A 22,965-nucleotide genomic window follows, 5' to 3' on the forward strand; every position below is an offset into this window, starting at 1 on the left:
TTCCTCCCGCTTTATGCATCTTCCATCAAGTAAACGTCTGTCACACCATCAATTTGTCGCATTTCTTCTAAAATTGTAATCGGAGGCTTTTCATCCAATTCACACATCATCAGTGCCGAATCCCCTTTTTCCTTACGATTTACCTGCATTGCACCTACATTAATACTTTCATTCAAAAGAATATTTGTAACTCTTGCGATAGTTCCAAAGGTATCTTGATGGAAGACAAGTAAAGCAGGATAGTCTCCGCTTACACTAATCGGAAAATCATTAATTGCAGTAATCTCAATCTTACCGCCACCAATTGAAACACCTTCTATCGAAAGTGATTTTTGTTTTGTTTGTAAATATAAAACAGCAGTATTTGGATTAGGTTTTTCCTCAGACATTTCTATAAAATCTATCTTCATCCCTTTATTTTCAGCAGTTTTTAAGCTCGTTATAATACGATTATCGTCTGCATCATAACCCAGTAATCCACCAACTAACGCTACATCAGTACCATGTCCACGATACGTTTCCATAAAAGAACCGTATAAATAAATATCAACTTGTTCTGGAAGTTCTCCAAACAATGCTCTCGCTACAAGACCAATTCTCACAGCACCTGCTGTATGCGAAGAAGAAGGACCGACCATTGTAGGACCAATAATTTCGAACACACTTTTAAATTTCATATTAACTCCTCTTTAATTATTTGATTATTGCAAAAATTCAAAACATTATAATGCTTGTATCTTTAAACCAATTATTTTATTATTTGTACTTTTCAAGATTATAAAAATTAAAATAAAACCATTACACACAGAAAAATCCACTTAGGGTGTTTTTTGCCCCAAGTGAATTTTACTTCTCATATTATTAACCTGATCCACTATTACTCAACTGAGAATAAATACGGATAAATAGGTTGAGAACCTACTTGTTCATCTATTTCAACATCAGGATATTCAGCTTCCAACCATTCTGTCAATGCTTCAGTAGTTTCAGATTCTGCATCCTCACCTGTTAAAATTGTAACAATTTCACTATCGTCTTGAACCATTTTTGAAAGCAATACTTTAGAAGCTTCTAATTGAGTCGGATTGCTTACTACAATCTTGCCTTCTTTAAGCCCCATAAATTCGCCTTCTTTTATATCAATGCCATCAATTGTTGTATTACGTACTGCATTTGTAATTGCACCTGATTGTACATCCTCAATTGCTTCTGTCATTGTGTTTTTATTATCTTCTAATGAAGCATCAGGAAGATATTGGAACAATGCACCGATACCTTGAGGAATCCATTTTGTTGGAATTACTACAGTTTCAGCCTCAACAATTTCAGCTGCTTGATCACTCGCCATTTGAATATTTTTGTTATTCGGCAAGATAATTGCTTTTTTAACTCCAGATTCTTCAATTGCTTTCACAATATCATTCGTAGATGGATTCATTGTTTGGCCGCCGTTAATAATAGAAGTGGCACCCATTGATTTGAAGATTTCAGAAATACCGTCACCCATTGAAATTGCAATAATTGCTGTTTCAACTGGTTCAGCTTTTCCTTCGTTTGCTTTCTCTTTATTAACAACATTACGATGCTGTTCTCGCATATTTTCAACTTTAAGTTTGATTAATTCACCATACTGTTGACCATAATTGAATACATCGCCAGGATGTTCAGAGTGTACATGCACTTTTACAATCTCATCGTCATTAATAACTAATAGAGAATCACCGAATTGCGCCATATCTTCGCGGAATTCTTTTTCATCGAAAGGTTTCTTATCTTTACCAAAGCGCACCATCATTTCTGTGCAATAGCCGTAAACGATATCTTCAGTGTTAATGACACCATGAAAATCATGATCGTCATTTACAAATGATTCTGTATCTAATTTAGGTGCTGTTGTTTCAACTTTTTCACCTTTCATAGCTTTCAAGAAGCCTTCATAGACACATAATAAACCTTTACCGCCGCTATCAACCACGCCTACTTCTTTCAATACTGGAAGTTGATTAGGTGTATTTTCAAGTGCGATTTCACCTTTTTCAATAATTGCTGATAATACTTCTAAGCAATCTTCAGTATTTTTTGCGCTTTCGATACCAGCAGCAGCTGATTCACGTGCAACAGTCAGAATTGTCCCTTCTACTGGTTTCATGACTGCTTTATACGCTGTATCTACACCCGCTTCAAAACTTTCTGCAAAAGTTTTAGCATCGATTGTTTCAGCGTCTTCGATATTTTTACAAAATCCTCTGAAGATTTGTGATAAGATAACGCCTGAATTACCGCGTGCACCCATTAATAGGCCTTTAGAAAAAGTTTTCCCTAAAGCGCCGATATTTTTAGATGCATTTTGTTCGACCTCTTCTCTCCCTGAAGTCATTGTTAAATTCATGTTCGTCCCTGTGTCGCCATCTGGAACAGGATAGACATTTAATGAATTCACGATTTCTGCATTATTAGATAAATTTTGTGCCCCTTGTACTACCATGTCGGCAAATAATTTACCATCTATTCTGCTGATCATTGTGTGTTCCTCCTAATGTTTCTTGCCATGATTATTAATTCGTACACCTTGTACATAGATATTTATAGAATTCACTTTTAAATTCAAAGTTTTTTCCAAAGTATATTTAACTGTTGATTGCACATTATTAGCAACTTCAGAAATTTTAGTTCCATAACTTACAATAATATACATATCAACATCGATTGCTGATTCATTAGAACGCACAACGATTCCGCGTGCATAATTCTCTTGGCCTAAAATTTCAGCAATGCCGTCTCTGACTTGATGTCTAGATGCCATTCCGACAATACCATAACATTCTACGGCTTTACCGCCTACTACTGAAGCAATCACTTCATTCGAAACATCAATATTGCCGTATTCATTGTTAATTTCTAATGTCATTTTTTTGTTCCTCCTTAAAATAGGTATGGTAAGCTGTTGGATAAAGGCTTACAATCATTACTATTATTATATAATGAATTAAGTTTCTATGCCTTTATTTAATATGTCGGAGAGTTTGGCAAACCCTATATTTCTTTATCTTTTCATAGATGCAGCGTATATAAAACGCATACATACACATTTAAGAATTATATCATACTTTCTACTTTGTATAGAATAACCGAAAACATTTTCGAATGCTACATTTTTTTATTGCTATTCCGCTTAAAATGTGTTAAATTTACAAAGTATATCATAAGTCAGTGTGTTTATATTTATTAAAGGAGGTACTTTCATGGGTAAACAATGTTACGTAACTGGTCGTAAAGCATCGACTGGTAATCGTCGTTCACACGCTTTAAACTCTACGAAACGTAGATGGAATGCTAACCTTCAAAAAGTTAGAATCCTAGTAGACGGAAAACCTAAAAAAGTTTGGGTTTCTGCACGTGCTTTAAAATCTGGTAAAGTTACTAGAGTTTAATAAATATATGCACAGAAAAAACGACTCGTATGTGGCGGGTCGTTTTTTTATGTGCATATTCTTATAAATTAAATTCATTTAAAATAAACATTCAATTTTCAGATTATTCAAATCATTTTAACCGACTTTTTTCTATTAACATGCTATCATGAAAGTAGCTCATTTAGAAAAGAGGTGCTGAAATGTCGCGTACAGAACTTAAACCGCTTCTCAATAAAAAAGCTACAGTGACTGGTGTCATCAAAGAAGTTGTTCTCATTAATCAACTTGATCGTTATAGTACTACTAAGTCTAATGTCAAAATTCTGTTAAAAGATGTGACGATTAACGGCATCGAGACAGATCATTTGTGGCTTCATGAGAAAAATAAGTATTATGAATTAGCCGAAGATTATTTACATCAACGTGTTAAATTCAAAGCAAAAGTAAAAAAATACGTTAAAACCAGAAACGGTATCATCAAAGAAGATATTGGCATAAAACGTAAAAGTGCGATTATACCAGAGGAAACGTATAATGAAGAAATGGCTGCACTATATTGCTGAACGTGAGGTATTTATTAATGTTATTTGAATCAAATTAAAAGGATGAAACAATTCAACTAAAAATTGTTTCATCCTTTTTTATTTATCGATTATCATGGCTTCGAATACAAATCAACGCACCGGCCTCTATTTCAATCTCTGCTACAGGTTCTTCAACCTCATTAGAGATAGTCAATGTAGATCCTTGCTGCAAAGATTCTTGATCTAGCGGATATTTAAAACCACGAAGTGAAATAATTGTTTTTTCTCTTGCAGGTATAAAAGAAATATATGGAAAGGCCTCCCATTTTTCAACACGATAGATGCCTTGTTCTAAATAAGTAATTTCATTTTGGTCATCTATAAGTGAAACCTTAATGCCTCTTTTCAAATAATCAGGTATTTGCAAAAGCTGCAGTGCACCTAAAAAGTGATCCAATCTGCCGCCCGTAGCGCCATAAATATTGATTTCATCAAACCCGCGAGACACTGCTTCAGCAACACCTAATCCAAGGTCTGTATCTGCTTTTTCAGCTTTGACCGGATGAATATCCAACTTTGTTTTTAATTCTGCACGTTCTTGTTCATTAACAGAATCAAAATCTCCCAGTGAAAAAACAGGTTGAATCTCTTGCTGCACTAATATTAAGGCTCCGCGATCAATACCGCCCCATGTTTCGTCGGCTTTATTTTTAAATAAATCTGAAGGAAGATTGCGGTTGCCGCATAATAAATTGATTTTCATTTTCTTCACCTGCCATCAAATTATTTAATTATCTTGTGCTTTTAATGCGCTTACGACTTTGCCGTAATCAGTTTGTTTAAAGAAGTAAGAACCCGTAACAAGCATCGTTGCTCCTGCATTCACACATTGCTCAGCTGTTACTTCATTAATTCCGCCATCTACTTCAATATCAAAATCTAAATCATGTTTTTCTTTATAAGCATGCAGTGCACTGACTTTATCAATATTTTGCGAAATAAATGCTTGTCCTCCGAATCCAGGATTAACCGTCATAATCAATACATAATCAACATCATGTAAAATCGGTTCAATCATAGCAACAGGCGTTCCCGGATTAATAACTACACCTGCTTTAGCACCATGAGCATGAATGAGTTGAATTGCACGATGAATGTGCGGTGTCGCTTCTGCATGCACTGAAATCATATCTGCACCTTTAGCCGCAAATTCCGGAATGAAATTTTCAGGGTCCTCAATCATTAAGTGTACATCTATTGTTAAATCAGTACCCGCATTAACTGCTTCCAATATCGGCAATCCGATTGAAATATTTGGCACAAATTGACCATCCATTACATCAAAATGAACACCGTCTACTCCGGCTTGCTCTAATGCTTCTAATTCTGCTTTCAAGTTTAAAAAGTCAGCTGATAACAGCGATGGGTATATTTTAACCATTAATATCTTTCCTTTCGATTTGCAATTTCTTCAAAAAGCTGCACATAGTGATCATAACGAAATTGCGCAATGTTACCTGCCTCAACTTGTGCTTTTACATTACATTGCGGTTCTTTGATATGATTGCAGTTACGAAATTTGCATCCTTGTCCGTATTCTTGAATTTCTAAAAAATAATCTTTTACTTCATCTTTATGGATATGATCAAAATCAAGGGCACTAAAACCAGGTGTATCCGCAACAAATCCACCTTTACGTTCAAATAACTCTACATGACGTGTTGTATGCTTCCCGCGATTAAGTGATTTTGAAATTTGATTCGTTTCTATTGCTAAATCAGGACGATATGCATTAAGCAACGTAGATTTACCCACTCCGGATTGTCCGCTTAAAACTGCCAATCCGCTTCCCCATTCATCAAAGATGGTTTCAATATTATCATTTTTCCCAACAAATTGTACTGGATATCCAATCGCACGATAGACATCCAAATCTTTTTCTATACGTTCAATTTGAGAATCAGAAGCCATATCCTTTTTAGTCACAACAATACGCGGATTTAAACCATATGAATGTGCAATGACTAAAAAGCGATCTACCAATTGTGTAGAAAAATCTGGTTCAACAGCACTCATGACGATCACTAAATGATCTATATTACTGACTGGCGGGCGCTTTAATTCATTTTGTCTTTCATGCACGTGTTGAATATAACCTTCTGTAACATTTTCAATTTCAAAATCAACAATATCTCCTACAATTGGAGAAAATTTCTTCTTGCGGAATAAGCCGCGCGGTTTCGTATCAAACATCTCTCCATCTGAATCAACACGATAAACACCGCTTAACGACTTGATTATACGTCCTGTTCTCACCGAGACACCTCTCTTATTACGTTCTTATTCTTCACACCATTATATCAAAGGTTGGCCCTTTTAACGAAAATATTAGCGTTAAATTGTATGTTATAAAAAAAGAACTCCATTTAAATTAATAAATGAAGTTCTTACTTTTAATATCCGACATCTTTGTCTGCGACAATTTTATCATCAACACGAACAGTATAACCTGCCGTTTTACCTTTTTCTATTTTTAATGGAATAGACACAGAACGACTGCTTGTAATGTTATACGTTTGCGATGAAGATGTACCAGGATGATCTTTATCTCTTACAAAAACTTCTACTTTTTGACTGTCGCCATCTTTTCCGGAATAAGGCACCTTAACCGTTTCAGTCACTTGTTTAACATCATCAGAACTTGCTGAAGTGCCTTCTTTTTCTTCACTATCTGAGCTGTCCTCTTTTCCAGACGACACAACAAATGTGACCGTAGAATTTTCATCTACTGATTTGCTAGTCGGTGATTGAGAGATAATTTTACCTTTTTCAATCTTATCGCTTTTCTCTTCTTTTTCTTTCACTGGTTTTAATCCTTTTTCTTCTAGTTCCTTAGAAGCTTTTTCATAAGATTCACCTGTGTAATCTTTAACATAAACTTGTTTTATACCTAACGACTCCGTTAATACAATCGCCGTATCTTTGATAGGTACATAGGCATCAGCGGCAATATTTTGATTTTCAATCAAGCCGCGCTCAAGTTTCATTTTAGAATACTCTTGGTTCATAGATATTTTTTCAAAACCAAGTTTTTTTAATGCCTCTAATGCATCTGCTTTTGTCATACCATACAAGTTAGGCATATGCGCTTTTTTCGGTCCTTTTGAAAGAACAATATTTACCTTATCATGTTCAGCAACACGATCTCCAGGTGAAGGATCCGTACTCACGATTTGATTTTCCTGATATTTATCACTGTAGGTTCTTGTAGTTTTACCTACTTTTATATTATGCTCTTTTAAAATCTGCTGCGCTTGTGCTTCTGTTTTACCTCTTAAATCAGGTGTTTCAGTATATTTGTCGCCAAACATACCGAACGCTAAAAATGTAATTAAACCTGCTAGTAAGATCAAAAAAATCAACGCAAAGAAAAACTTTTTCTTTTTAGAACGCTTTTTCTTTGGAATTTCATAAATATGACCTTCACCGCTTTGTAAATTCTGCTGCTGCATAATTGGAATCTGCATTGTTTCATTCAAATGCTCAGATTCTTTTTTTGTTTCTTTTCTTTCTGCCTCTGGTCCAGGACTCGCTTGTTTAGCAATTGCATTTTTATCAATCGCAATCGTTTGTGCGGCAGCTTCATCAGAAATATATTTCGATTCATTCGCGCGTGATGTTTTCAACACACTGCTTAAATCTTTTTTCATACTTTCAGTGTCTTGATAACGATCACTCCTATTTTTCTCAGTTGCTTTTAAAATTACATTACTAAGAGCTTGCGGAATTTCAGAACGTTTATCTGATGCATTCGGCATTGGATCTTGAATATGTTTAATCGCAATACTCACTGCCGTTTCACCAGTAAACGGTGGTTCTCCAACCAACATTTCATACAGCACAATACCGATAGAATATATATCTGTGCACATATCTGTCGATTCGCCTTTAGCTTGTTCTGGAGACAAATATTGCACAGTTCCCAAAACATGGCTTGTTTGTGTCATAGCAGTTTCACTTAACGCTTTTGCGATACCGAAATCTAAAATCCTTAACGTTTTATGACGATCAACTAAAATATTTTGAGGCTTTATATCTCTATGTACAATCCCCGCTTCATGTGCGTGTTGAATCCCATTCAATATTTGCTCAGCAAAATTGACCGCAGTTTCAATACTCAGCGGGCCATGTGTTTTGATATATTCTGATAAAGTCGGACCTTCTATATATTCCATTACTAAGAAAAAGTATTCATCATTCTCTCCGACATCAATCACATTCACAATGTTTTCATGCGATAAGCGTGAAGTATTATGTACTTCACGTTCAAATCGACGAATCATTTCTTCTTTTTCATGCGGTGCGATATGAATCATTTTCACAGCGACTTTGCGGTCTAAAATCGAATCTTCAGCCAGATAGACATTACTCATGCCCCCTCCGCCGAGAAATTCTATTATTTTATACCGATCACTGATTATTGCGCCAATCATCATACCCGGTCACCTTCTATTTCAGCTAAAACAAAGCTGACATTATCAGTAGAATGGTATTCTTGAGCTAAATCTAAAAGGGCTTGACCTTGTTCTTCAAGAGAAACGGGTTGTGATAATTGCTGTTGGATTATTTTAGGACGTACAAAATCAGACAATCCATCAGAATTGAGTAAGAGATAATCATAAAATTTCATTCGCTTAACATAAATATCCGGAATGACCAATTTATCCGTTCCCATCACTTTCGTAATAATATTACGTTGAGGGTGTGTAAATGCCTCTTCTTCAGTAATTTGTCCTGTCATAACCAAATGGTTCACAAAAGAGTGGTCATTTGTGATTTGTTCAATATTGCGTGAGTTCACTAAATAAGCACGAGAATCTCCAATATTAGCGACCACCACACGGTTATCGAAGACAAGTGCTGCCACAGCAGTTGTCCCCATACCGCGATAAGCATCATTTGTCGAAGCATAATGATACAATTCCCTATTTATTTGCTGCAGCGTTTTACGCAGCCAATCTTCAGCTTGTTTTTCTTCGACAAGGTTTTCTTCTTCAAATATTTCTTGAATTCTGTTGACTACAAATTGACTCGCAACCTCGCCAGCTTTATGTCCGCCCATTCCGTCGCATAAAATAAGCAGCTGTTGTTTTGTTTGGTTGTAAAATACGCCGCCTGCATCTTCATTTTTCTCCCTATGATGCCCTGTGTCTGTAAAAAATTGTGCGTTTAGCATAGGTTTCTACCTCGTTTCTACTTGACGTTCCTTCGCTCTCAATTGTCCACAAGCTGCATCTATATCTGAGCCTTGCTCACGTCTGATTGTAGCATTGATACCAAGTCGTTTTAATTCCTTTTCAAATTTGAAAATATCTTCTTTAGGTGTTTTAACATAATTACGCTCAGGTACATGGTTGACTGGAATTAAATTGACATGGCAATTCAAGTTTTGAATTAAATGCGCAAGCTCGCGTGCATGTGTCAATTGATCATTCACACCGCCGAATAAACCATATTCAAAAGTAATACGGCGATTTGTTTTTTCTTGATAATATTGAATCGCTTCCATCAATTTATCAATAGAATAAGCACGGTTGATCGGCATTAATTTAGAACGGATTTCATCATTTGCCGCATGTAAGCTGACCGCAAAATTAATTTGAATATCTTCTTCCGCAAAATCATAAATACGCGGAATAATACCAGAAGTTGAAACCGTGATGTGACGTGCGCCGATATTCAAACCATTATCATAATTGACGATTTTCAAGAAATCCATCATTTCATCATAGTTTTCAAAAGGTTCGCCGATACCCATAATAACAATTTGAGAAACACGTTCATCTGTCGCATCAAGCACTTTTTGAACCGTCAACACTTGAGATACAATTTCTCCAGCTTCTAAGTTTCTTTTCAAACCGCCAAGAGTAGATGCACAGAAAGTACAACCGATACGGCAGCCCACTTGTGTCGTTACACAAACAGAATTTCCATATTCATGACGCATCAAAACAGTTTCAATTGTATAACCATCTTGTAATTCAAATAAGAATTTGATTGTACCATCACGACTTTCTTGTTTTACAACCGTTTCTAAAGTCGTCATCGTAAAGTTGTCTTTTAATACTTCTCGCAAGTCTTTAGATAAGTTCGTCATTTCATCGATACTATCGACACGTTTTTCATAGAGCCATTGAAAAATCTGCTTTGCTCTAAATTTCTGTTGGCCATGTTCAACCAACCAATCCTGCATTTCTTCATATCGCAATGAATAGATTGATTGTTTATCAAAATCAGGAAGAAAACGATTCTTTTTCTTCTTTTGGGTAGTAATCATTACTTATTTTCCTTTCTTCTTATCTTTGTAATAAAGAAACCATCTGAATCAAAGTCTTGCGGTAAGATTTGTAGGGTCTTTACTTCCTCTTTCGTTCTCGGATGTGAAAATGGTTCAAATTCAAAGTCCTTGTTTTGTTTTAAAAATGTGTAAATCACATTTTCGTTTTCCATCTGTTCTATTGTACATGTTGAATAGACAATTACGCCACCCGGCTTTACAGAATCTTTAATATTATTCATAATTTCGAGCTGCAATTCAACTAAATTATTAATTGTTTCAGGCGTTTGCATATATTTAATTTCAGGTTTATGGCGCAATACACCTAACCCGCTGCATGGCGCATCTACTAAAATTTTATCATACATTTTTTCATAAGGTTTTGTGTCATCATGCTGAAAAGCAGTCACATTTTTCAAACGCAGCTTGCGCACATTATGTTCAATCAAATCAATTTTATGTTCATGAATATCAGTCGCATCAACATGTCCTGTGCCATCTAATAATTCCGCAGTTTGACACGCTTTACCGCCCGGTGCACTGCAAGCATCTAAAATATCATCCCCTTCAGCAGGCGCTAATATTTGAGCCACAAACATCGAACTTTTATCTTGAATAGATACAATGCCATCTTTAAAAGCACGGCTTTCAGCTACCGGTTTGCCTGAAGCATGCAGACAATACTCAATATCTGAATCTTGAACGACCGTATAGCCTTCATCTTGTAATTGTTGAATAGCTTGTGCCACTGTTTTTCTTGTAAGATTGACACGCACCGTTTGTCCAGGTCGTTCAAGCATTGATTGCGCAATACGTTCTGTTGTGTCAACGCCATAATGCGTCACCCAGTGTTTCACAATCCATTTTGGCATACTGTACATAATAGAAATACGTTGTTTATCATCTTTGATATCCGCAGGATTCGGCAAATTTGAACGCATCATATTACGCAAAATACCATTCACCACTTTACTATTATGCAAACCGCCGCGTACTTTCGCAATTTCAACCGCTTCATTAATAATCGCATGATCCGGTACTTTATCTAAATACTGATATTGATAAATACTCATCCATAATAAATGGCGCATCCAACCTTTAATTCTTGTCTGCACAAAAGGTTTCAAATAATACTCTAGCGTGATTTTTCTTTTAATCGTGCCATAAACCAATTCAGTCAGCAGATTTTTATCCGCTCTGCTTAATTCATTTGCTTTCAGTACTTCATTCAGCTTTAAATTACTGTAAGCTTTATCTTGAAAAATCGCTTCTAAAGTTTCAAAAGCCAGCGCTCTCACATTTTCCATTATTTCAATTCCTTCCCGACTAAATCTTCTTGATAACCGCTTAAGAAGTTAGCAGTCGGCATACGTTTTTTACCTGAAAGCTGAATTTCAGTTAACGCAATCGCATCATCAGAACCCGTTCCCACAATAATGGCTTTTTTAGTCGTTTCAAGAATCTCGCCAGGATTTCCTTTTTTGCCTTCTTCAATACGCGCTGCATAAAGTTTCATATTTGTATCATCTAATTTTGTATAAGCCACAGGCCAAGGAGATAAACCACGAATATGGTTATAAACCTGCTCTGCTGATTGCGTCCAATCAATACGTTCATCTTCACGGCTGATATTAGAAGCAAAAGTGGCTTTGTCATCATCTTGTGCAATGCGATCATTTGTGCCGTTAATAATTTCCGGTAATGTTTTCTTCAATAAATCTGCACCTAAAAAGCTTAATTTATCATGCATAGATTCCACATTATCATTCGCTTCGATTTCAATAGCTTGTTGTGAAATAATATCGCCGGCATCTAATTTCGGTGCCATATACATAATCGTGACACCTGTTTCTTTTTCACCATCGATAATTGCTTGATGAATCGGTGCACCGCCGCGATATTTCGGTAATAATGAGGCATGCACATTGATTGCCCCTAATTTCGGAGCATCTAATAATGATTTCGGTAAAATCTGACCGAACGCTGCTGTCACAATTAAATCAGGTTCCATATCAATCAAAGTTTGAAGGTCGTCTGATTGAGAGATTTTTTCTGGTTGATATACTTCTATTCCATTTTCTAATGCTACTTCTTTAACAGGCGGCGGTGTCATCACACGTTTACGTCCGACTGGGCGGTCTGGTTGTGTGACAACTGCAATCACATCTTCTTCAGCAATCAACATTTCTAATACTTTTGTTGAGAAATCAGGTGTTCCCATAAATATTACTCTACTCATCTTCTAAATACGCCTCCAATTCTTCTTCTGTTAATTGTTTTTCCATTTTTTCGGTAAACGGAATACCTTTTAATTGATCTACAATATGCAGAATCATACGCGCAACATCATCATATGCTGTTAATTCTACCTTATTTCCGTGTAAATCGTAACTTTGAACGACTATCATCTGACTGCGTGTCACTGTTCCGAACACATCAGGAAAAGATATACTGCCCTCTAAATCTGTCACTGTTTCATCAGACTGACGGATAATCGTCGGATTTATCAACTGCAGTAAACCTTCTGCTTCCATATCTATGATAGCCGCTTGCAGTGAAACACCGATTTGCGGTGCGCTTAATGCAGAAGCTTCTGTATCGTACAAAGTATCCTCTATATCTAATAATAACTTTTTTAAGCTATCATCAAACTTTTTTACTTCAGCTGCTGGTTTACGCAACTTCGAACTGTTCGCTGGAACTAATTGTTTCACTGCCATCTATATCGTCTCCTTAAAAAATTCATCCTTACATTATAGCGTAAATCATACTGAAAAGCGATAGTACAACATGAATCTTCCATCCTCGCATTTTTGTATACTGACATTGTTGTGACAAAGGTTCAAAATTGATTCAAATGGGTATACTATTAATATTGTATAAAGTTTACGTTTATACGGGTATCGATTTAAGGTGGTGAATGTTCTTGGATGATATTAATCGCGATCAAGCTTTCGTAGTCGCTGTGCTTTATAAATATTATACTGAAAAAGTTAATGACGGCTCAACGCCTGAAGAAGCTAATGATTTTAAAAACCAATACTCACTCCAAGAAAATTATTTCTGTGATAAAGATTTAGATGAATTCTTGGAAAATAGTAAAGTATTATGGGACAAAGGTTATATTGACGGCGATTGGGATGGCGAAAAAGTAGATAATATTCGTATTTCAGAAAAAGGATTTGAAGCGGTCAATACGAACTTACTAAGTAATTAAATAAGAAATAAAGCAAAAACGCACTTGTATAGAGTAACTGGGCAGTTACTTTAGCAAGTGCGTTTTAAAATTATGTTTCTTTTTAAACTCATTACAGAAACTATCTTAAAACAATATATGCGACGATAATCAAAATATTAATGACCAATCTGACACTTTGTTCTAAATAATTGATTTTATGTCTGAATAATTTCTGATAAAGAATCACACCAATTTGAATTGCTGCTAAACCAATTACTAACAAAGTCACAGCAGCCGCAAATGGATAGATGATGGCACCGATATCTAATAAGATACTCCCGCCAATTAATAAGATTAATGTACTCTTCGGCATCATTTCATTTTTAGTTAATAATAATATAGCATGTAAGAAATTAAAGACAGAAAACACAATAATCAGCGTTTTAAGAACGATCATTTTATCACCTCTTAGTTAACCATTATACATGAAATCTATCACAAAGTATGTGAAACTTACCGACACTTATTTTGAATATTTCACTTATCAAAACATTTTTTCTCCATAGATTTTCCTAGAAGTATTTTGTGCTATCTATTTCTTTTCCATTCCATACTTTTTGATTGTTATTAATAAGATAGTCTTTAAATGATACATCTTCAATCTGGTTTAAGCATTGATTCATACAAAACACGCGATAATCCACATGGTGCGCATCACTGCCGACTAAATGGCATTTTTTATTTTCGATGATATACTTTGCTGTTTCTTGAATGTCAGAACCATATTCTCCTAATATAGATGCCGCATTCATCTGTAATAAACAGCCTTTTTCGACTAATTCATCTAACACTTCCAAATGTTCTCGAATATAATCATTGCGTTCAGGATGCGCAATAATAGGCTGCAGTCCTTTTTGAATAAAACCATCTACCGTTGTTTCAATAAAATCTGGAAAACCTCTAAACGGCGGTTCGATTAAATAATATTTCCCACTATCAGCAAGTGATAATAACTGCCCTTTTTCTAAATAATCTAATGTATATGGTTCAATATGAATTTCTTGTCCGCCTTTGATTTCAACATCTATATTTAAAGCTTGCAGCTGCTGATTTAGCTCATTCATTTTATGTATGATTTCATCTTTATCTGACATAAAGGAATCCGTTTTATAATGCGGTGTCGTAATAATTTTATCCACACCTGTTTTTTGAGCTGCTTTTGCCATTTCTATAGATTCTTCAATATCTTGTGCCCCATCGTCAATGTCATAAATAATGTGGTTATGCAAATCAATCATTTTATCCTTCCTCCCTTAAGTCTCATAGTTCTGTTTACCCGTATTACATGGTTGTTTAATGTATGAGCTGACTTGTTTTGATGAAAATATGAAAACCACCTCCTTAAATTTGCTGGATCATGATACTTACTTAAAGGAGGTGGCTGGCATTGATTTGAATTTTTTTACTGTATTCAGGATTCAATTTTGTATGCTGTTAGCCTGAAACTACTGTGATGCCTTGGTTTGGATAGGCGTCTTGTTCTGCTACATCTAGAAATGCATTTGCGAAATCGCTATAAGTAACGTATGAACGACCTTCAGAATTTAAAATAATAGTATCTGTTCCGATTTGATAGTCGCCTGTTTCAGGGCCATTAAAATCAAACATACTTGCTGGACTTACTGCTGTCCAATCTTTCAATTGATTTTGTTCAGTAAGCATATCATAGGCTTCTGCCATTTTATGAGCGGTTGCTTTGATTGATTCCGGCATACTCGGATTGTCTGCTACACGTAATGTTCTATTATTATTAACGTACAGTCTGCCAGTGCCGCTGACCAGCATCAATTTTACGTCGACATCTGCAAGAATTTCGATGAAATGTTTGGTTGTATCGACATATAATTCTTCTTTGCCTTTGGGTGCTCCGAATGCGACAAATACTGCGTCAAATCCTTGTAAATCTTCACGTGTAATATCTAAAATATCTTTTTCTACATATGGAACATCGAATTGCAGTTTGTTGTGGTTACGGACAAAGACTGTCACATCATGATTTCGATCCAATGCTTTTTCTGTTAGTATTGTGCCTTGTTTACCTGTAGCGCTAATGATTGCGATTTTCAAATCCATCATCTCCTCGTTAGAATACGTACGTTGTGCTTTTTTGATAGCTTTTTATGTGCTTATTGAAAAGACCTATCTAATGTTATATAAAAAGTATTGTAATTGGTTTAAATCCAACTATTTGTATAAGTGTCTCAATGCATTTTTACGAGGGTGCTTGTATGTGTTTATACTTTAAGTTATTATACCCCTGTTTTTTATATTTCACACAATAAAAATGCTTCATTTCTCTGGTTTATAGGCTTGTTTTGGTGATTTTATAAGGCAAATAAAAATGGATAAGCACCTAATAGAAAAGCTTGAAATGCTTTCTAAATAGCCACTTATCCATGATGTTTGTTCTTTTTAATGGAGTCTCTTATGGTGTTTTATGATGCGGTTACATCATCATGTAAGGGTTGATATCTATCTTCAATGACAACTTGTCTTTAAGGTATTTCTCATGATAATAATCATCTAAATACTGCAATGCTTTATGAAGTTCTGGTTCGCTTTTATATTTTACAAGAATTTGGAAGCGGTACTCTCTGTTTATACGGGCTAAAGCTGCCGGAGATGGTCCGAGTACTAAGGCTTTATCTGTTAAATGCTGCAATAATATTTGGTGCACATGGTTTGCTGCTTGCATGACTTCCTTCATATTCACATGCGAAATAGTGAAGTTGATTAAGAAGTAATACGGCGGATATTTGCCGATTTGACGATATTTCATTTCTTTATGATAAAAGGACAGATAATCATTGAGTTGTACGTCTTGGATCGCATAGTGATCTGGATTGTATGTCTGTATGATGACTTCCCCTTCTTTTTCATGGCGTCCTGCACGTCCAGATACTTGTGTCAGTAATTGGAAGGTACGTTCACTTGCTCTGAAGTCAGGCAAGTTCAACATTGTATCGGCATTTAATACGCCGACTAAAGTAATATTTGGGAAGTCTAATCCTTTTGCTATCATCTGTGTGCCAAGTAGAATGTCACCTTTTCCTTCGCCGAAGTCGTTCAATAATTTTTCATGCGCGCCTTTTCGCGATGTGGTATCAGCATCCATTCGAATGATTTTGGCCTCTTCAAATTCGCGGTTTAGGAGCTCTTCTACTTTTTGGGTACCTGTGCCCATTTGGCGAATGTGCACACTTTCGCAGTTCGGACATTTGTTTGGCGGTGTTTCTTGGTATCCGCAATAGTGACATTTTAATTGATCGCTGGACTTGTGGTAGGTCAGTGATATGTCGCAGTTCGGACATTGCGGTACGTGGCCGCAGTCACGGCATAGTACAAATGATGAGTAGCCGCGCTGGTTTAAGAATAAGACAATTTGTTCATTGCGGGCGAGACGTTCTTCTATCGCTTCGCGCAATGAAGTGGAAAACATCGAGCGGTTCCCGTTTGCTAATTCTTCACGCATGTCGACAATGTTGATTGCGGGAAGCGGTTGATTGTTCACACGCTCTGGCAAACTCAATAAATGATAAACACCTTTTTCAGCACGTGCATACGTTTCTAAACTTGGCGTCGCACTTCCTAAAATCAAAGGACAATTGTGATATTCAGAACGCCATAAAGCAAAATCTTTTGCATGATAACGAGGATAATCCTCTTGTTTATACGTTGCTTCATGCTCCTCATCAATAATAATCATGCCTAAATTAGTGAACGGTGCAAAGACACTCGAACGCGCACCTACACTTACTCGCGCACGTCCATCACGAATTTTTTGCCATTCATCATAACGTTCACCTTTTGACAAAGCAGAATGCAACACAGCTACTTCATCTCCAAAGCGTTTTTTAAATCGTAAGACCATTTGCGGTGTTAACGCGATTTCAGGCACTAACATCATCGCTTGCTTGTCTTGTTGGAGTACTGCTTCAATTGTTTGAAGATAAACCTCTGTCTTACCAGAACCAGTAACGCCGTGAAGTAGAAAAGTTTCTTGTTTTTCTTCGTCTATAACTTTTTTTATCGCATCATAGGCTTCTTGTTGGCCAGGCGTCAATTGACGTTTTTCTTCTTGTTCAAAAACACGGGATGCATATGGATCTCGTTCTACAATCGCATCATATTTTTCAACAAATCCATTTTTTTCTAATGTTTTGACACTGGACGGTGATAAACCCACTTCATCAATTTCTTTTAATGGCACATCACGTTGTTGTTCATCCAACAAATAAGCATATACATCATATTGTTTCGGATGTTTTTCTAACATGGCTAACACATCATCTGGATTGTGTTCAGATGAAATTCGAATTGCACGTTGCGTTTTCTTTCTCGTATTTTGAGAAAGTAACGTAATTTCACGAATTGCTTCATCTTTCATTAAAGGCACTAATCGATCTAAATCACCATTTTGTTGTGCTGCCTTATAAGCATAATGACCTTCTCTATCAAATTTTTCCAGCAAATCATCTGGAATCAATTCATCTTCTGCAATTTCAAATGCTTTCGTATATTTTGCCTTGATTGCACTCGGCAACATTGCTTCTAATATAGAAATGCGTTTTGTCACATGATATTTTCCATACCATTCACTTAATTTCACCAATTCCGGTGTAAGTTCAGGTTTAATATCCTGAATCTCTTTGATTTCTTTTAATTTATTCAAATCCAGTTCAGGATCAGCTTCATCTACAATTTCCATTACATACCCTTGTATCGTTCTGGGTCCAAAAGGAACAATGACCCGCACGCCAACTTGGATAATGGGTGCGAGTCGTTCCGGTATCAAATAATCAAAGGTAAAGTCTACATTTTTTGCGGGTACATCAACGATAACCTTTGCAATCATTTATTTCCACCTACGTTCTAATTCATCTAAAATTCGTTCAGCTAACTGCTGCTTTTTGCCTTTCTCAATACTAACTGCTTCATCATCTTTGAAAAAGAGAGTAACTTCATTGTCATCAGAATTAAATCCGATTGACGTATCACCGACATTATTTGCAATAATCACATCTGCATTTTTACGGTCTAATTTATCTTTTGCATATTTTTCGACATCTTGTGTCTCAGCCGCAAAACCAATGAGCTTTTGATGCGCTTTATGATCACCTAAATATTTTAAAATATCTTGAGTTCTCGTAAAAGTAATCGATAAATCTCCGTTTTGCTTTTTCATTTTATGTTCTAATTGTTCAGATGTCTTATAATCAGAAACTGCTGCTGATTTAAATACCATATCTTGTGCTTCATAACGTTCTGTCACTGCATTAAACATATCTTCAGCACTTGTTACTGGTACAAATTCTACATTTTCTGGCGGTGTCAGATAAGTCGGTCCGCTAACAAGTGTGACATTCGCTCCTCTTTTTTGTAGGGCATCTGCAATAGCATATCCCATTTTTCCAGAAGCACGATTAGAAACATAACGTACCGGATCAATAACTTCTACAGTTGGACCTGCAGTTACCAAAATATTTTTATCTTGATACCACTGGCTTTGTGTCGATTGATCTAAATCCTTAACTTCATTCATTTCTCGTTCCACAAATGCCATGATATCTAAAGGTTCCATCATTCGACCCTTTGCAACATAACCGCATGCTAAGAAACCTTCCCCCGGTTCAGCAAAACGATAGCCATCTTGAGCTAATACTTTCATATTATGTTGGACACGCGGGTTTTCATACATATGCACATTCATTGCCGGTGCAGCAAATTTAGGTGCTGTTGTTGCTAATAACGTTGAAGTTATCATATCATCTGCAATACCATTGGCTAGTTTACCTAAAATATTTGCAGTTGCTGGTACAATAATCACAGCATCTGCCCAATCACCTAAAGCAATATGTTGAATTTCAGCAGGATTTTCTTCCACAAATGTACTTGTATATACCGGGTTTCTGCTTATCGCTTGAAAAGCAAGCGGCGTTACAAATTCTTGAGCATGTTCAGTCAACATGACACGCACTTCATAGCCGCTCTGTGTTAATTTACTTGTTAAGTCGATGGCTTTATAGGCTGCAATGCCTCCTGATACTGCCAATAATATATTTTTCATAGATTTTTTCCTCCATGATTGATTTCTATCTATGTATCACGTACTTACAATAAAAAATGAGGCCATGGATACCCAAATCACATGTCTCATTTTTATGTTCATACATTATTTTAACACTGTATTCGTAAAAAGTCCTTTGCTTTGCAAGTCACTTTTATTGTATTTTTCTTCTTGATTCAGTAATCTAACTTCAGACTAAAAAACGAAAGGAGTTCTTCAATTGAAAACCATTACTACATTTGACGATTTGGAAAATGAAATCAACACTAATGAGAAATTACTTTTATTTGTCATGTCTGATGGATGTACAGTTTGCCATGCGGATCAACCACGAGTTCAATCATTAGTTGAAGATATTGATTTACCTGCTGTACAAATTACTGTTAACCAGATGCCTGAAGCAGCTGGACAACTTTCACTCTTCACTTCACCAGTTGTGATTTTATTTAACCAAGGTAAAGAATTTCATCGTCAAGCACGCATCATTGATTTTGAAAAACTGAATCGTTCTATGGAACAACTTAAAATGCTATAAAAATACCGTAAAAGTCAATGCCAACTTTTACGGTATTTTTATATAATCAGTCTTTTGTTTCAAATTCGCTTTCATTCAATTCTGGTTCAATCGGAGTGATTTTACCAGCAGCAATTTCTTCTAAAGCTTTACCAACAGTTTTTACTGAGTGATAGTGTTCTAAAAGTGCTGTTTCAGGTTTATCATATAATTCACGTGCGCGTTTGGCTGCCACTGTAGCGATTAAATATTTTGAACTTACTTTTGAAGTGAGTTGGTTTAGCGGTGGGTATAACATTATTTTTTGGCCTCCAATATCATTTTTCTATACTTTGCTTCGATACGTTCTCGTTTTAGATGTTCAGCTGCTACGATAGATTGAACACGTTCTTTCGCGAGCTCTACTTCATCGTTTACCACGACATAATCATAAAGATTCATCATTTCGACTTCTTTGCGCGCTTCTTTGACACGGCTTTGAATTTTTTCATCAGATTCAGTACCGCGACCGATTAAACGTTCTCTTAGGTGGTCTAAACTTGGCGGTGCGAGGAAGATAAATAGTGCATCAGGAAATTTTTTGCGTACTTGTTTCGCACCTTCGACTTCAATTTCCAGGAAGACATCGTGTCCTTGGTCCATCGTGTCTTTTACATATTGAACAGGTGTTCCGTAATAGTTTCCTACATACTCTGCATACTCTATGAACTGATCTTGAGCAATGAGTTGTTCAAATTCTCGTTTTGTCTTGAAAAAATAATCAACGCCATCTTGTTCGCCTTCACGCATTTCACGCGTCGTCATTGAGATAGAATATTTGTATGATGTTGCAGGATCATCAAATATTTCTTTACGAACCGTGCCTTTGCCGACTCCAGATGGACCTGATAAGACAATCAGTAAACCTTTTTCATTATCCATGCCTTACGACCTCTCTAAGCTATTGTTGTATTATATAATGATACCATATCTATTATAAAATTGTATAGATGCCATATGCAAAATTCTATACAAGCCCTACACGTGTCAACTCTATCATTGCATGATACAATAATAAGAACGTATTAAGTACAACGAAACTACTAAAGGTGGCTGATGACAATGGCTTATGATGGCCTTTTTACTAGAAAGATGGTCGAAGAACTTCAGTTTCTCAAAGATGGACGCATTCATAAAATCAATCAGCCTGATAATGATACCATTATTATGGTTGTGCGTCAGAACCGAAAAAACCATCAATTATTACTCTCAATACATCCAAACTTTTCACGTATGCACATTACTGAAAAGAAATATAATAACCCTTTCGATCCACCTATGTTTACGCGCGTATTCCGTAAACATTTAGATGGTGGTATTATTCAAGATATTCGCCAAATCGGTAACGACAGACATATTGAAATCGACATTCAAAGTACAGATGAACTTGGAGATAAAATATATCGTACTGTCATTTTAGAAATTATGGGTAAACACAGTAACTTAATCCTTGTTGACGATAACCGTAAAATTATTGAAGGATTTAAACATCTGACACCAAATACTAATCAATACCGTACTGTAATGCCGGGCTTTCAATATGAAGCTCCGCCAACACAAAATAAATTGAATCCTTACGAAGTATCAGGTCAAGAAGTACTGAAGTATATCGATTTTAACCAAGGAAATATTGCCCGTCAGTTACTTCAGAATTTTGAAGGTTTCAGTCCGCTTATTACCAAAGAAATTACAGAACGTCGTCAGTTTATGACTTCTGATACATTGCCTGCTGCTTATGATGAAGTGATGGCTGAAACAAAATTAGAACCTGTACCTATTTTCCACAAAAACCATGAAACTGGAAAAGAAGATTTTTATTTCATGCGTTTAAAACAATTCTATGACGATAGTGTGATTTATAGTTCATTAGATGAATTGCTGGATCGTTTCTATGATGCACGTGGTGAACGCGAACGAGTGAAACAACGTGCCAATGATTTAGTAAAATTCGTACAGCAACAGTTACAGAAAAACCGTAATAAACTTACAAAATTACATGCAGAGTATGAAGGAACACAATCAAAAGAAACACAACAACTATATGGCGAATTAATCACTGCAAATATATATCGTATTCAACAAGGCGACAAATCTTTAACAACTCAAAATTACTATACAGGTGAAGATGTAACTATTCCGTTAGACCCGACTAAGTCTCCTTCAGTTAATGCACAGTATTACTACAAACAATACAATCGCTTAAAAACACGTGAACATGAATTAGAACGTCAAATTCAGTTAACTGAAGAAAATATCACTTACTTTGAATCAATAGAACAACAACTGGCACATATTACTGTAGAAGACATAGATGAAATTCGTGAAGAATTAGCGGAACAAGGATTTATGAAACAACGTAATAACCGTAAGAAAAAGAAACAACCGCAAATTCAACTGCAAACGTATCTCTCTACTGATGGAGATTTAATTTATGTAGGTAAAAATAATAAACAAAATGATTATTTAACCAATAAAAAAGCAAGAAAAGGTTACTTGTGGTTCCATACAAAAGACATTCCAGGATCACATGTAGTTATTTTTGCGGATGATCCGAGTGAGTCAACAATAGAAGAAGCTGCAATGTTATCAGCTTACTTTTCTAAAGCAGGCAGTTCTGCACAAGTTCCAGTAGATTTCACAGAAATCCGCAACGTTCACAAGCCTTCAGGAGCAAAACCTGGTTTTGTTACTTATGATAATCAGAAGACATTATATGCCACACCTGATTACGATAAAATCCAAGAAATGAAAAACAACGCAGTCAATGTAAAATAACTTGAATAAAAGCAGTAGAACGAAATTACAATTTCTGTTCTACTGCTTTTATTTCATA

At 35.9% G+C, this 22,965-nt stretch carries 24 protein-coding genes; 5 read left to right on the forward strand and 19 right to left on the reverse strand.

Annotated features, from left to right (window positions below; all coding sequences use genetic code 11):
* Positions 1-11: 11 nt before the first annotated feature.
* The 3 genes from sdaAB to DYE31_RS08220 all read right to left on the reverse strand — a co-directional run bounded on the left by sdaAB (position 12) and on the right by DYE31_RS08220 (position 2,908).
* Entirely contained in the window at positions 12-677 is a 666-nt protein-coding gene (gene sdaAB / locus DYE31_RS08210) for an L-serine ammonia-lyase, iron-sulfur-dependent subunit beta (RefSeq protein WP_015900100.1), read from the reverse strand.
* A 200-nt stretch (positions 678-877) separates the two neighbouring features.
* Positions 878-2,521: a fatty acid kinase catalytic subunit FakA gene (gene fakA / locus DYE31_RS08215; RefSeq protein ID WP_015900099.1), complete on the reverse strand. Its 1,644-nt coding sequence runs from the start codon at positions 2,519-2,521 to the stop codon at positions 878-880.
* A gap of 12 nt (positions 2,522-2,533) precedes the next feature.
* Positions 2,534-2,908 (reverse strand): Asp23/Gls24 family envelope stress response protein, encoded by a 375-nt coding sequence (locus DYE31_RS08220; RefSeq protein ID WP_015900098.1) that lies wholly within the window; start codon positions 2,906-2,908, stop codon positions 2,534-2,536.
* A 334-nt stretch (positions 2,909-3,242) separates the two neighbouring features.
* On the opposite strand from DYE31_RS08220, the gene rpmB reads away from it, so the two are divergent.
* Positions 3,243-3,431 (forward strand): 50S ribosomal protein L28, encoded by a 189-nt coding sequence (gene rpmB, locus DYE31_RS08225; RefSeq protein WP_015900097.1) that lies wholly within the window; start codon positions 3,243-3,245, stop codon positions 3,429-3,431.
* A gap of 182 nt (positions 3,432-3,613) precedes the next feature.
* On the forward strand, positions 3,614-3,976 hold the full coding sequence (locus DYE31_RS08230; protein WP_015900096.1) for a hypothetical protein: 363 nt from the start codon (positions 3,614-3,616) through the stop codon (positions 3,974-3,976).
* 82 nt (positions 3,977-4,058) lie between these two features.
* Here the strand turns inward: DYE31_RS08230 and DYE31_RS08235 are convergent, their stop codons facing one another.
* The 9 genes from DYE31_RS08235 to DYE31_RS08275 form a co-directional block, all read right to left on the reverse strand.
* On the reverse strand, positions 4,059-4,700 hold the full coding sequence (locus DYE31_RS08235; RefSeq protein WP_015900095.1) for a thiamine diphosphokinase: 642 nt from the start codon (positions 4,698-4,700) through the stop codon (positions 4,059-4,061).
* Positions 4,701-4,724: 24 nt separating this feature from the next.
* Positions 4,725-5,378: a ribulose-phosphate 3-epimerase gene (rpe, locus tag DYE31_RS08240; RefSeq protein WP_015900094.1), complete on the reverse strand. Its 654-nt coding sequence runs from the start codon at positions 5,376-5,378 to the stop codon at positions 4,725-4,727.
* Positions 5,378-6,253 carry a ribosome small subunit-dependent GTPase A gene (gene rsgA, locus DYE31_RS08245; protein ID WP_015900093.1) on the reverse strand — a complete coding sequence of 292 codons (876 nt, stop codon included), beginning with the start codon at positions 6,251-6,253 and terminating at the stop codon, positions 5,378-5,380. Before rsgA ends, rpe begins: the two co-directional genes overlap by 1 nt.
* Positions 6,254-6,390: 137 nt before the next feature.
* Positions 6,391-8,430, reverse strand: coding sequence for a Stk1 family PASTA domain-containing Ser/Thr kinase (gene pknB, locus DYE31_RS08250; RefSeq protein ID WP_041613111.1), 2,040 nt, complete (start codon positions 8,428-8,430; stop codon positions 6,391-6,393).
* Positions 8,430-9,173, reverse strand: coding sequence for a Stp1/IreP family PP2C-type Ser/Thr phosphatase (locus DYE31_RS08255; protein ID WP_015900091.1), 744 nt, complete (start codon positions 9,171-9,173; stop codon positions 8,430-8,432). Before DYE31_RS08255 ends, pknB begins: the two co-directional genes overlap by 1 nt.
* Positions 9,174-9,179: 6 nt before the next feature.
* Positions 9,180-10,274: a dual-specificity RNA methyltransferase RlmN gene (gene rlmN / locus DYE31_RS08260; RefSeq protein ID WP_015900090.1), complete on the reverse strand. Its 1,095-nt coding sequence runs from the start codon at positions 10,272-10,274 to the stop codon at positions 9,180-9,182.
* Positions 10,274-11,584, reverse strand: coding sequence for a 16S rRNA (cytosine(967)-C(5))-methyltransferase RsmB (gene rsmB / locus DYE31_RS08265; RefSeq protein WP_041612966.1), 1,311 nt, complete (start codon positions 11,582-11,584; stop codon positions 10,274-10,276). The genes rlmN and rsmB overlap by 1 nt, the downstream gene beginning before the upstream one ends.
* Positions 11,581-12,513: a methionyl-tRNA formyltransferase gene (fmt, locus tag DYE31_RS08270; protein WP_015900088.1), complete on the reverse strand. Its 933-nt coding sequence runs from the start codon at positions 12,511-12,513 to the stop codon at positions 11,581-11,583. The genes rsmB and fmt overlap by 4 nt, the downstream gene beginning before the upstream one ends.
* Positions 12,506-12,994: a peptide deformylase gene (locus DYE31_RS08275; RefSeq protein ID WP_015900087.1), complete on the reverse strand. Its 489-nt coding sequence runs from the start codon at positions 12,992-12,994 to the stop codon at positions 12,506-12,508. Before DYE31_RS08275 ends, fmt begins: the two co-directional genes overlap by 8 nt.
* Before the next feature lie 200 nt (positions 12,995-13,194).
* Between DYE31_RS08275 and DYE31_RS08280 the strand changes: the two genes are divergently transcribed.
* On the forward strand, positions 13,195-13,491 hold the full coding sequence (locus DYE31_RS08280) for a hypothetical protein (protein WP_015900086.1): 297 nt from the start codon (positions 13,195-13,197) through the stop codon (positions 13,489-13,491).
* A gap of 100 nt (positions 13,492-13,591) precedes the next feature.
* Here the strand turns inward: DYE31_RS08280 and DYE31_RS08285 are convergent, their stop codons facing one another.
* The 5 genes from DYE31_RS08285 to coaBC all read right to left on the reverse strand — a co-directional run bounded on the left by DYE31_RS08285 (position 13,592) and on the right by coaBC (position 19,579).
* Positions 13,592-13,909: a hypothetical protein gene (locus tag DYE31_RS08285; protein ID WP_015900085.1), complete on the reverse strand. Its 318-nt coding sequence runs from the start codon at positions 13,907-13,909 to the stop codon at positions 13,592-13,594.
* A 115-nt stretch (positions 13,910-14,024) separates the two neighbouring features.
* Complete coding sequence (locus tag DYE31_RS08290; protein WP_015900084.1) at positions 14,025-14,750, reverse strand: tyrosine-protein phosphatase; 726 nt, start codon at positions 14,748-14,750, stop codon at positions 14,025-14,027.
* 196 nt (positions 14,751-14,946) lie between these two features.
* A complete protein-coding gene (locus tag DYE31_RS08295; protein ID WP_015900083.1) occupies positions 14,947-15,579 on the reverse strand; it encodes an NAD(P)-dependent oxidoreductase in 633 nt (210 codons plus the stop codon).
* A 379-nt stretch (positions 15,580-15,958) separates the two neighbouring features.
* Positions 15,959-18,367 (reverse strand): primosomal protein N', encoded by a 2,409-nt coding sequence (gene priA, locus DYE31_RS08300; protein ID WP_015900082.1) that lies wholly within the window; start codon positions 18,365-18,367, stop codon positions 15,959-15,961.
* Positions 18,368-19,579, reverse strand: a complete 1,212-nt coding sequence (gene coaBC / locus DYE31_RS08305) for a bifunctional phosphopantothenoylcysteine decarboxylase/phosphopantothenate--cysteine ligase CoaBC (protein ID WP_015900081.1) — start codon at positions 19,577-19,579, stop codon at positions 18,368-18,370. It lies immediately after the preceding gene.
* A 220-nt stretch (positions 19,580-19,799) separates the two neighbouring features.
* Between coaBC and DYE31_RS08310 the strand changes: the two genes are divergently transcribed.
* Positions 19,800-20,114 carry a thioredoxin family protein gene (locus DYE31_RS08310; RefSeq protein ID WP_015900080.1) on the forward strand — a complete coding sequence of 105 codons (315 nt, stop codon included), beginning with the start codon at positions 19,800-19,802 and terminating at the stop codon, positions 20,112-20,114.
* Between the two features lie 46 nt (positions 20,115-20,160).
* Here the strand turns inward: DYE31_RS08310 and rpoZ are convergent, their stop codons facing one another.
* Entirely contained in the window at positions 20,161-20,391 is a 231-nt protein-coding gene (gene rpoZ, locus DYE31_RS08315; RefSeq protein WP_015900079.1) for a DNA-directed RNA polymerase subunit omega, read from the reverse strand.
* Complete coding sequence (gene gmk / locus DYE31_RS08320; RefSeq protein ID WP_015900078.1) at positions 20,391-21,014, reverse strand: guanylate kinase; 624 nt, start codon at positions 21,012-21,014, stop codon at positions 20,391-20,393. Before gmk ends, rpoZ begins: the two co-directional genes overlap by 1 nt.
* Positions 21,015-21,194: 180 nt before the next feature.
* Here gmk and DYE31_RS08325 point away from each other — a divergent pair, with 180 nt between their 5' ends.
* Positions 21,195-22,907: an Rqc2 family fibronectin-binding protein gene (locus DYE31_RS08325; RefSeq protein ID WP_041612964.1), complete on the forward strand. Its 1,713-nt coding sequence runs from the start codon at positions 21,195-21,197 to the stop codon at positions 22,905-22,907.
* Positions 22,908-22,965: the final 58 nt, after the last annotated feature.

This window comes from Staphylococcus carnosus (assembly GCF_900458435.1).
GTDB classification, from domain to species: domain Bacteria; phylum Bacillota; class Bacilli; order Staphylococcales; family Staphylococcaceae; genus Staphylococcus; species Staphylococcus carnosus.

Excerpts from the sequence above, each read along its gene's own strand:
- sdaAB (WP_015900100.1), bottom strand. The coding sequence starts at position 677 with ATGAAATTTAAAAGTGTGTTCGAAATTATTGGTCCTACAATGGTCGGT.
- fakA (WP_015900099.1), bottom strand. The coding sequence starts at position 2,521 with ATGATCAGCAGAATAGATGGTAAATTATTTGCCGACATGGTAGTACAA.
- DYE31_RS08220 (WP_015900098.1), bottom strand. The coding sequence starts at position 2,908 with ATGACATTAGAAATTAACAATGAATACGGCAATATTGATGTTTCGAAT.
- rpmB (WP_015900097.1), top strand. The coding sequence starts at position 3,243 with ATGGGTAAACAATGTTACGTAACTGGTCGTAAAGCATCGACTGGTAAT.
- DYE31_RS08230 (WP_015900096.1), top strand. The coding sequence starts at position 3,614 with ATGTCGCGTACAGAACTTAAACCGCTTCTCAATAAAAAAGCTACAGTG.
- DYE31_RS08235 (WP_015900095.1), bottom strand. The coding sequence starts at position 4,700 with ATGAAAATCAATTTATTATGCGGCAACCGCAATCTTCCTTCAGATTTA.
- rpe (WP_015900094.1), bottom strand. The coding sequence starts at position 5,378 with ATGGTTAAAATATACCCATCGCTGTTATCAGCTGACTTTTTAAACTTG.
- pknB (WP_041613111.1), bottom strand. The coding sequence starts at position 8,430 with ATGATTGGCGCAATAATCAGTGATCGGTATAAAATAATAGAATTTCTC.
- DYE31_RS08255 (WP_015900091.1), bottom strand. The coding sequence starts at position 9,173 with ATGCTAAACGCACAATTTTTTACAGACACAGGGCATCATAGGGAGAAA.
- rlmN (WP_015900090.1), bottom strand. The coding sequence starts at position 10,274 with ATGATTACTACCCAAAAGAAGAAAAAGAATCGTTTTCTTCCTGATTTT.
- fmt (WP_015900088.1), bottom strand. The coding sequence starts at position 12,513 with ATGAGTAGAGTAATATTTATGGGAACACCTGATTTCTCAACAAAAGTA.
- DYE31_RS08275 (WP_015900087.1), bottom strand. The coding sequence starts at position 12,994 with ATGGCAGTGAAACAATTAGTTCCAGCGAACAGTTCGAAGTTGCGTAAA.
- DYE31_RS08280 (WP_015900086.1), top strand. The coding sequence starts at position 13,195 with ATGTTCTTGGATGATATTAATCGCGATCAAGCTTTCGTAGTCGCTGTG.
- DYE31_RS08285 (WP_015900085.1), bottom strand. The coding sequence starts at position 13,909 with ATGATCGTTCTTAAAACGCTGATTATTGTGTTTTCTGTCTTTAATTTC.
- DYE31_RS08290 (WP_015900084.1), bottom strand. The coding sequence starts at position 14,750 with ATGATTGATTTGCATAACCACATTATTTATGACATTGACGATGGGGCA.
- priA (WP_015900082.1), bottom strand. The coding sequence starts at position 18,367 with ATGATTGCAAAGGTTATCGTTGATGTACCCGCAAAAAATGTAGACTTT.
- coaBC (WP_015900081.1), bottom strand. The coding sequence starts at position 19,579 with ATGAAAAATATATTATTGGCAGTATCAGGAGGCATTGCAGCCTATAAA.
- rpoZ (WP_015900079.1), bottom strand. The coding sequence starts at position 20,391 with ATGTTATACCCACCGCTAAACCAACTCACTTCAAAAGTAAGTTCAAAA.
- gmk (WP_015900078.1), bottom strand. The coding sequence starts at position 21,014 with ATGGATAATGAAAAAGGTTTACTGATTGTCTTATCAGGTCCATCTGGA.
- DYE31_RS08325 (WP_041612964.1), top strand. The coding sequence starts at position 21,195 with ATGGCTTATGATGGCCTTTTTACTAGAAAGATGGTCGAAGAACTTCAG.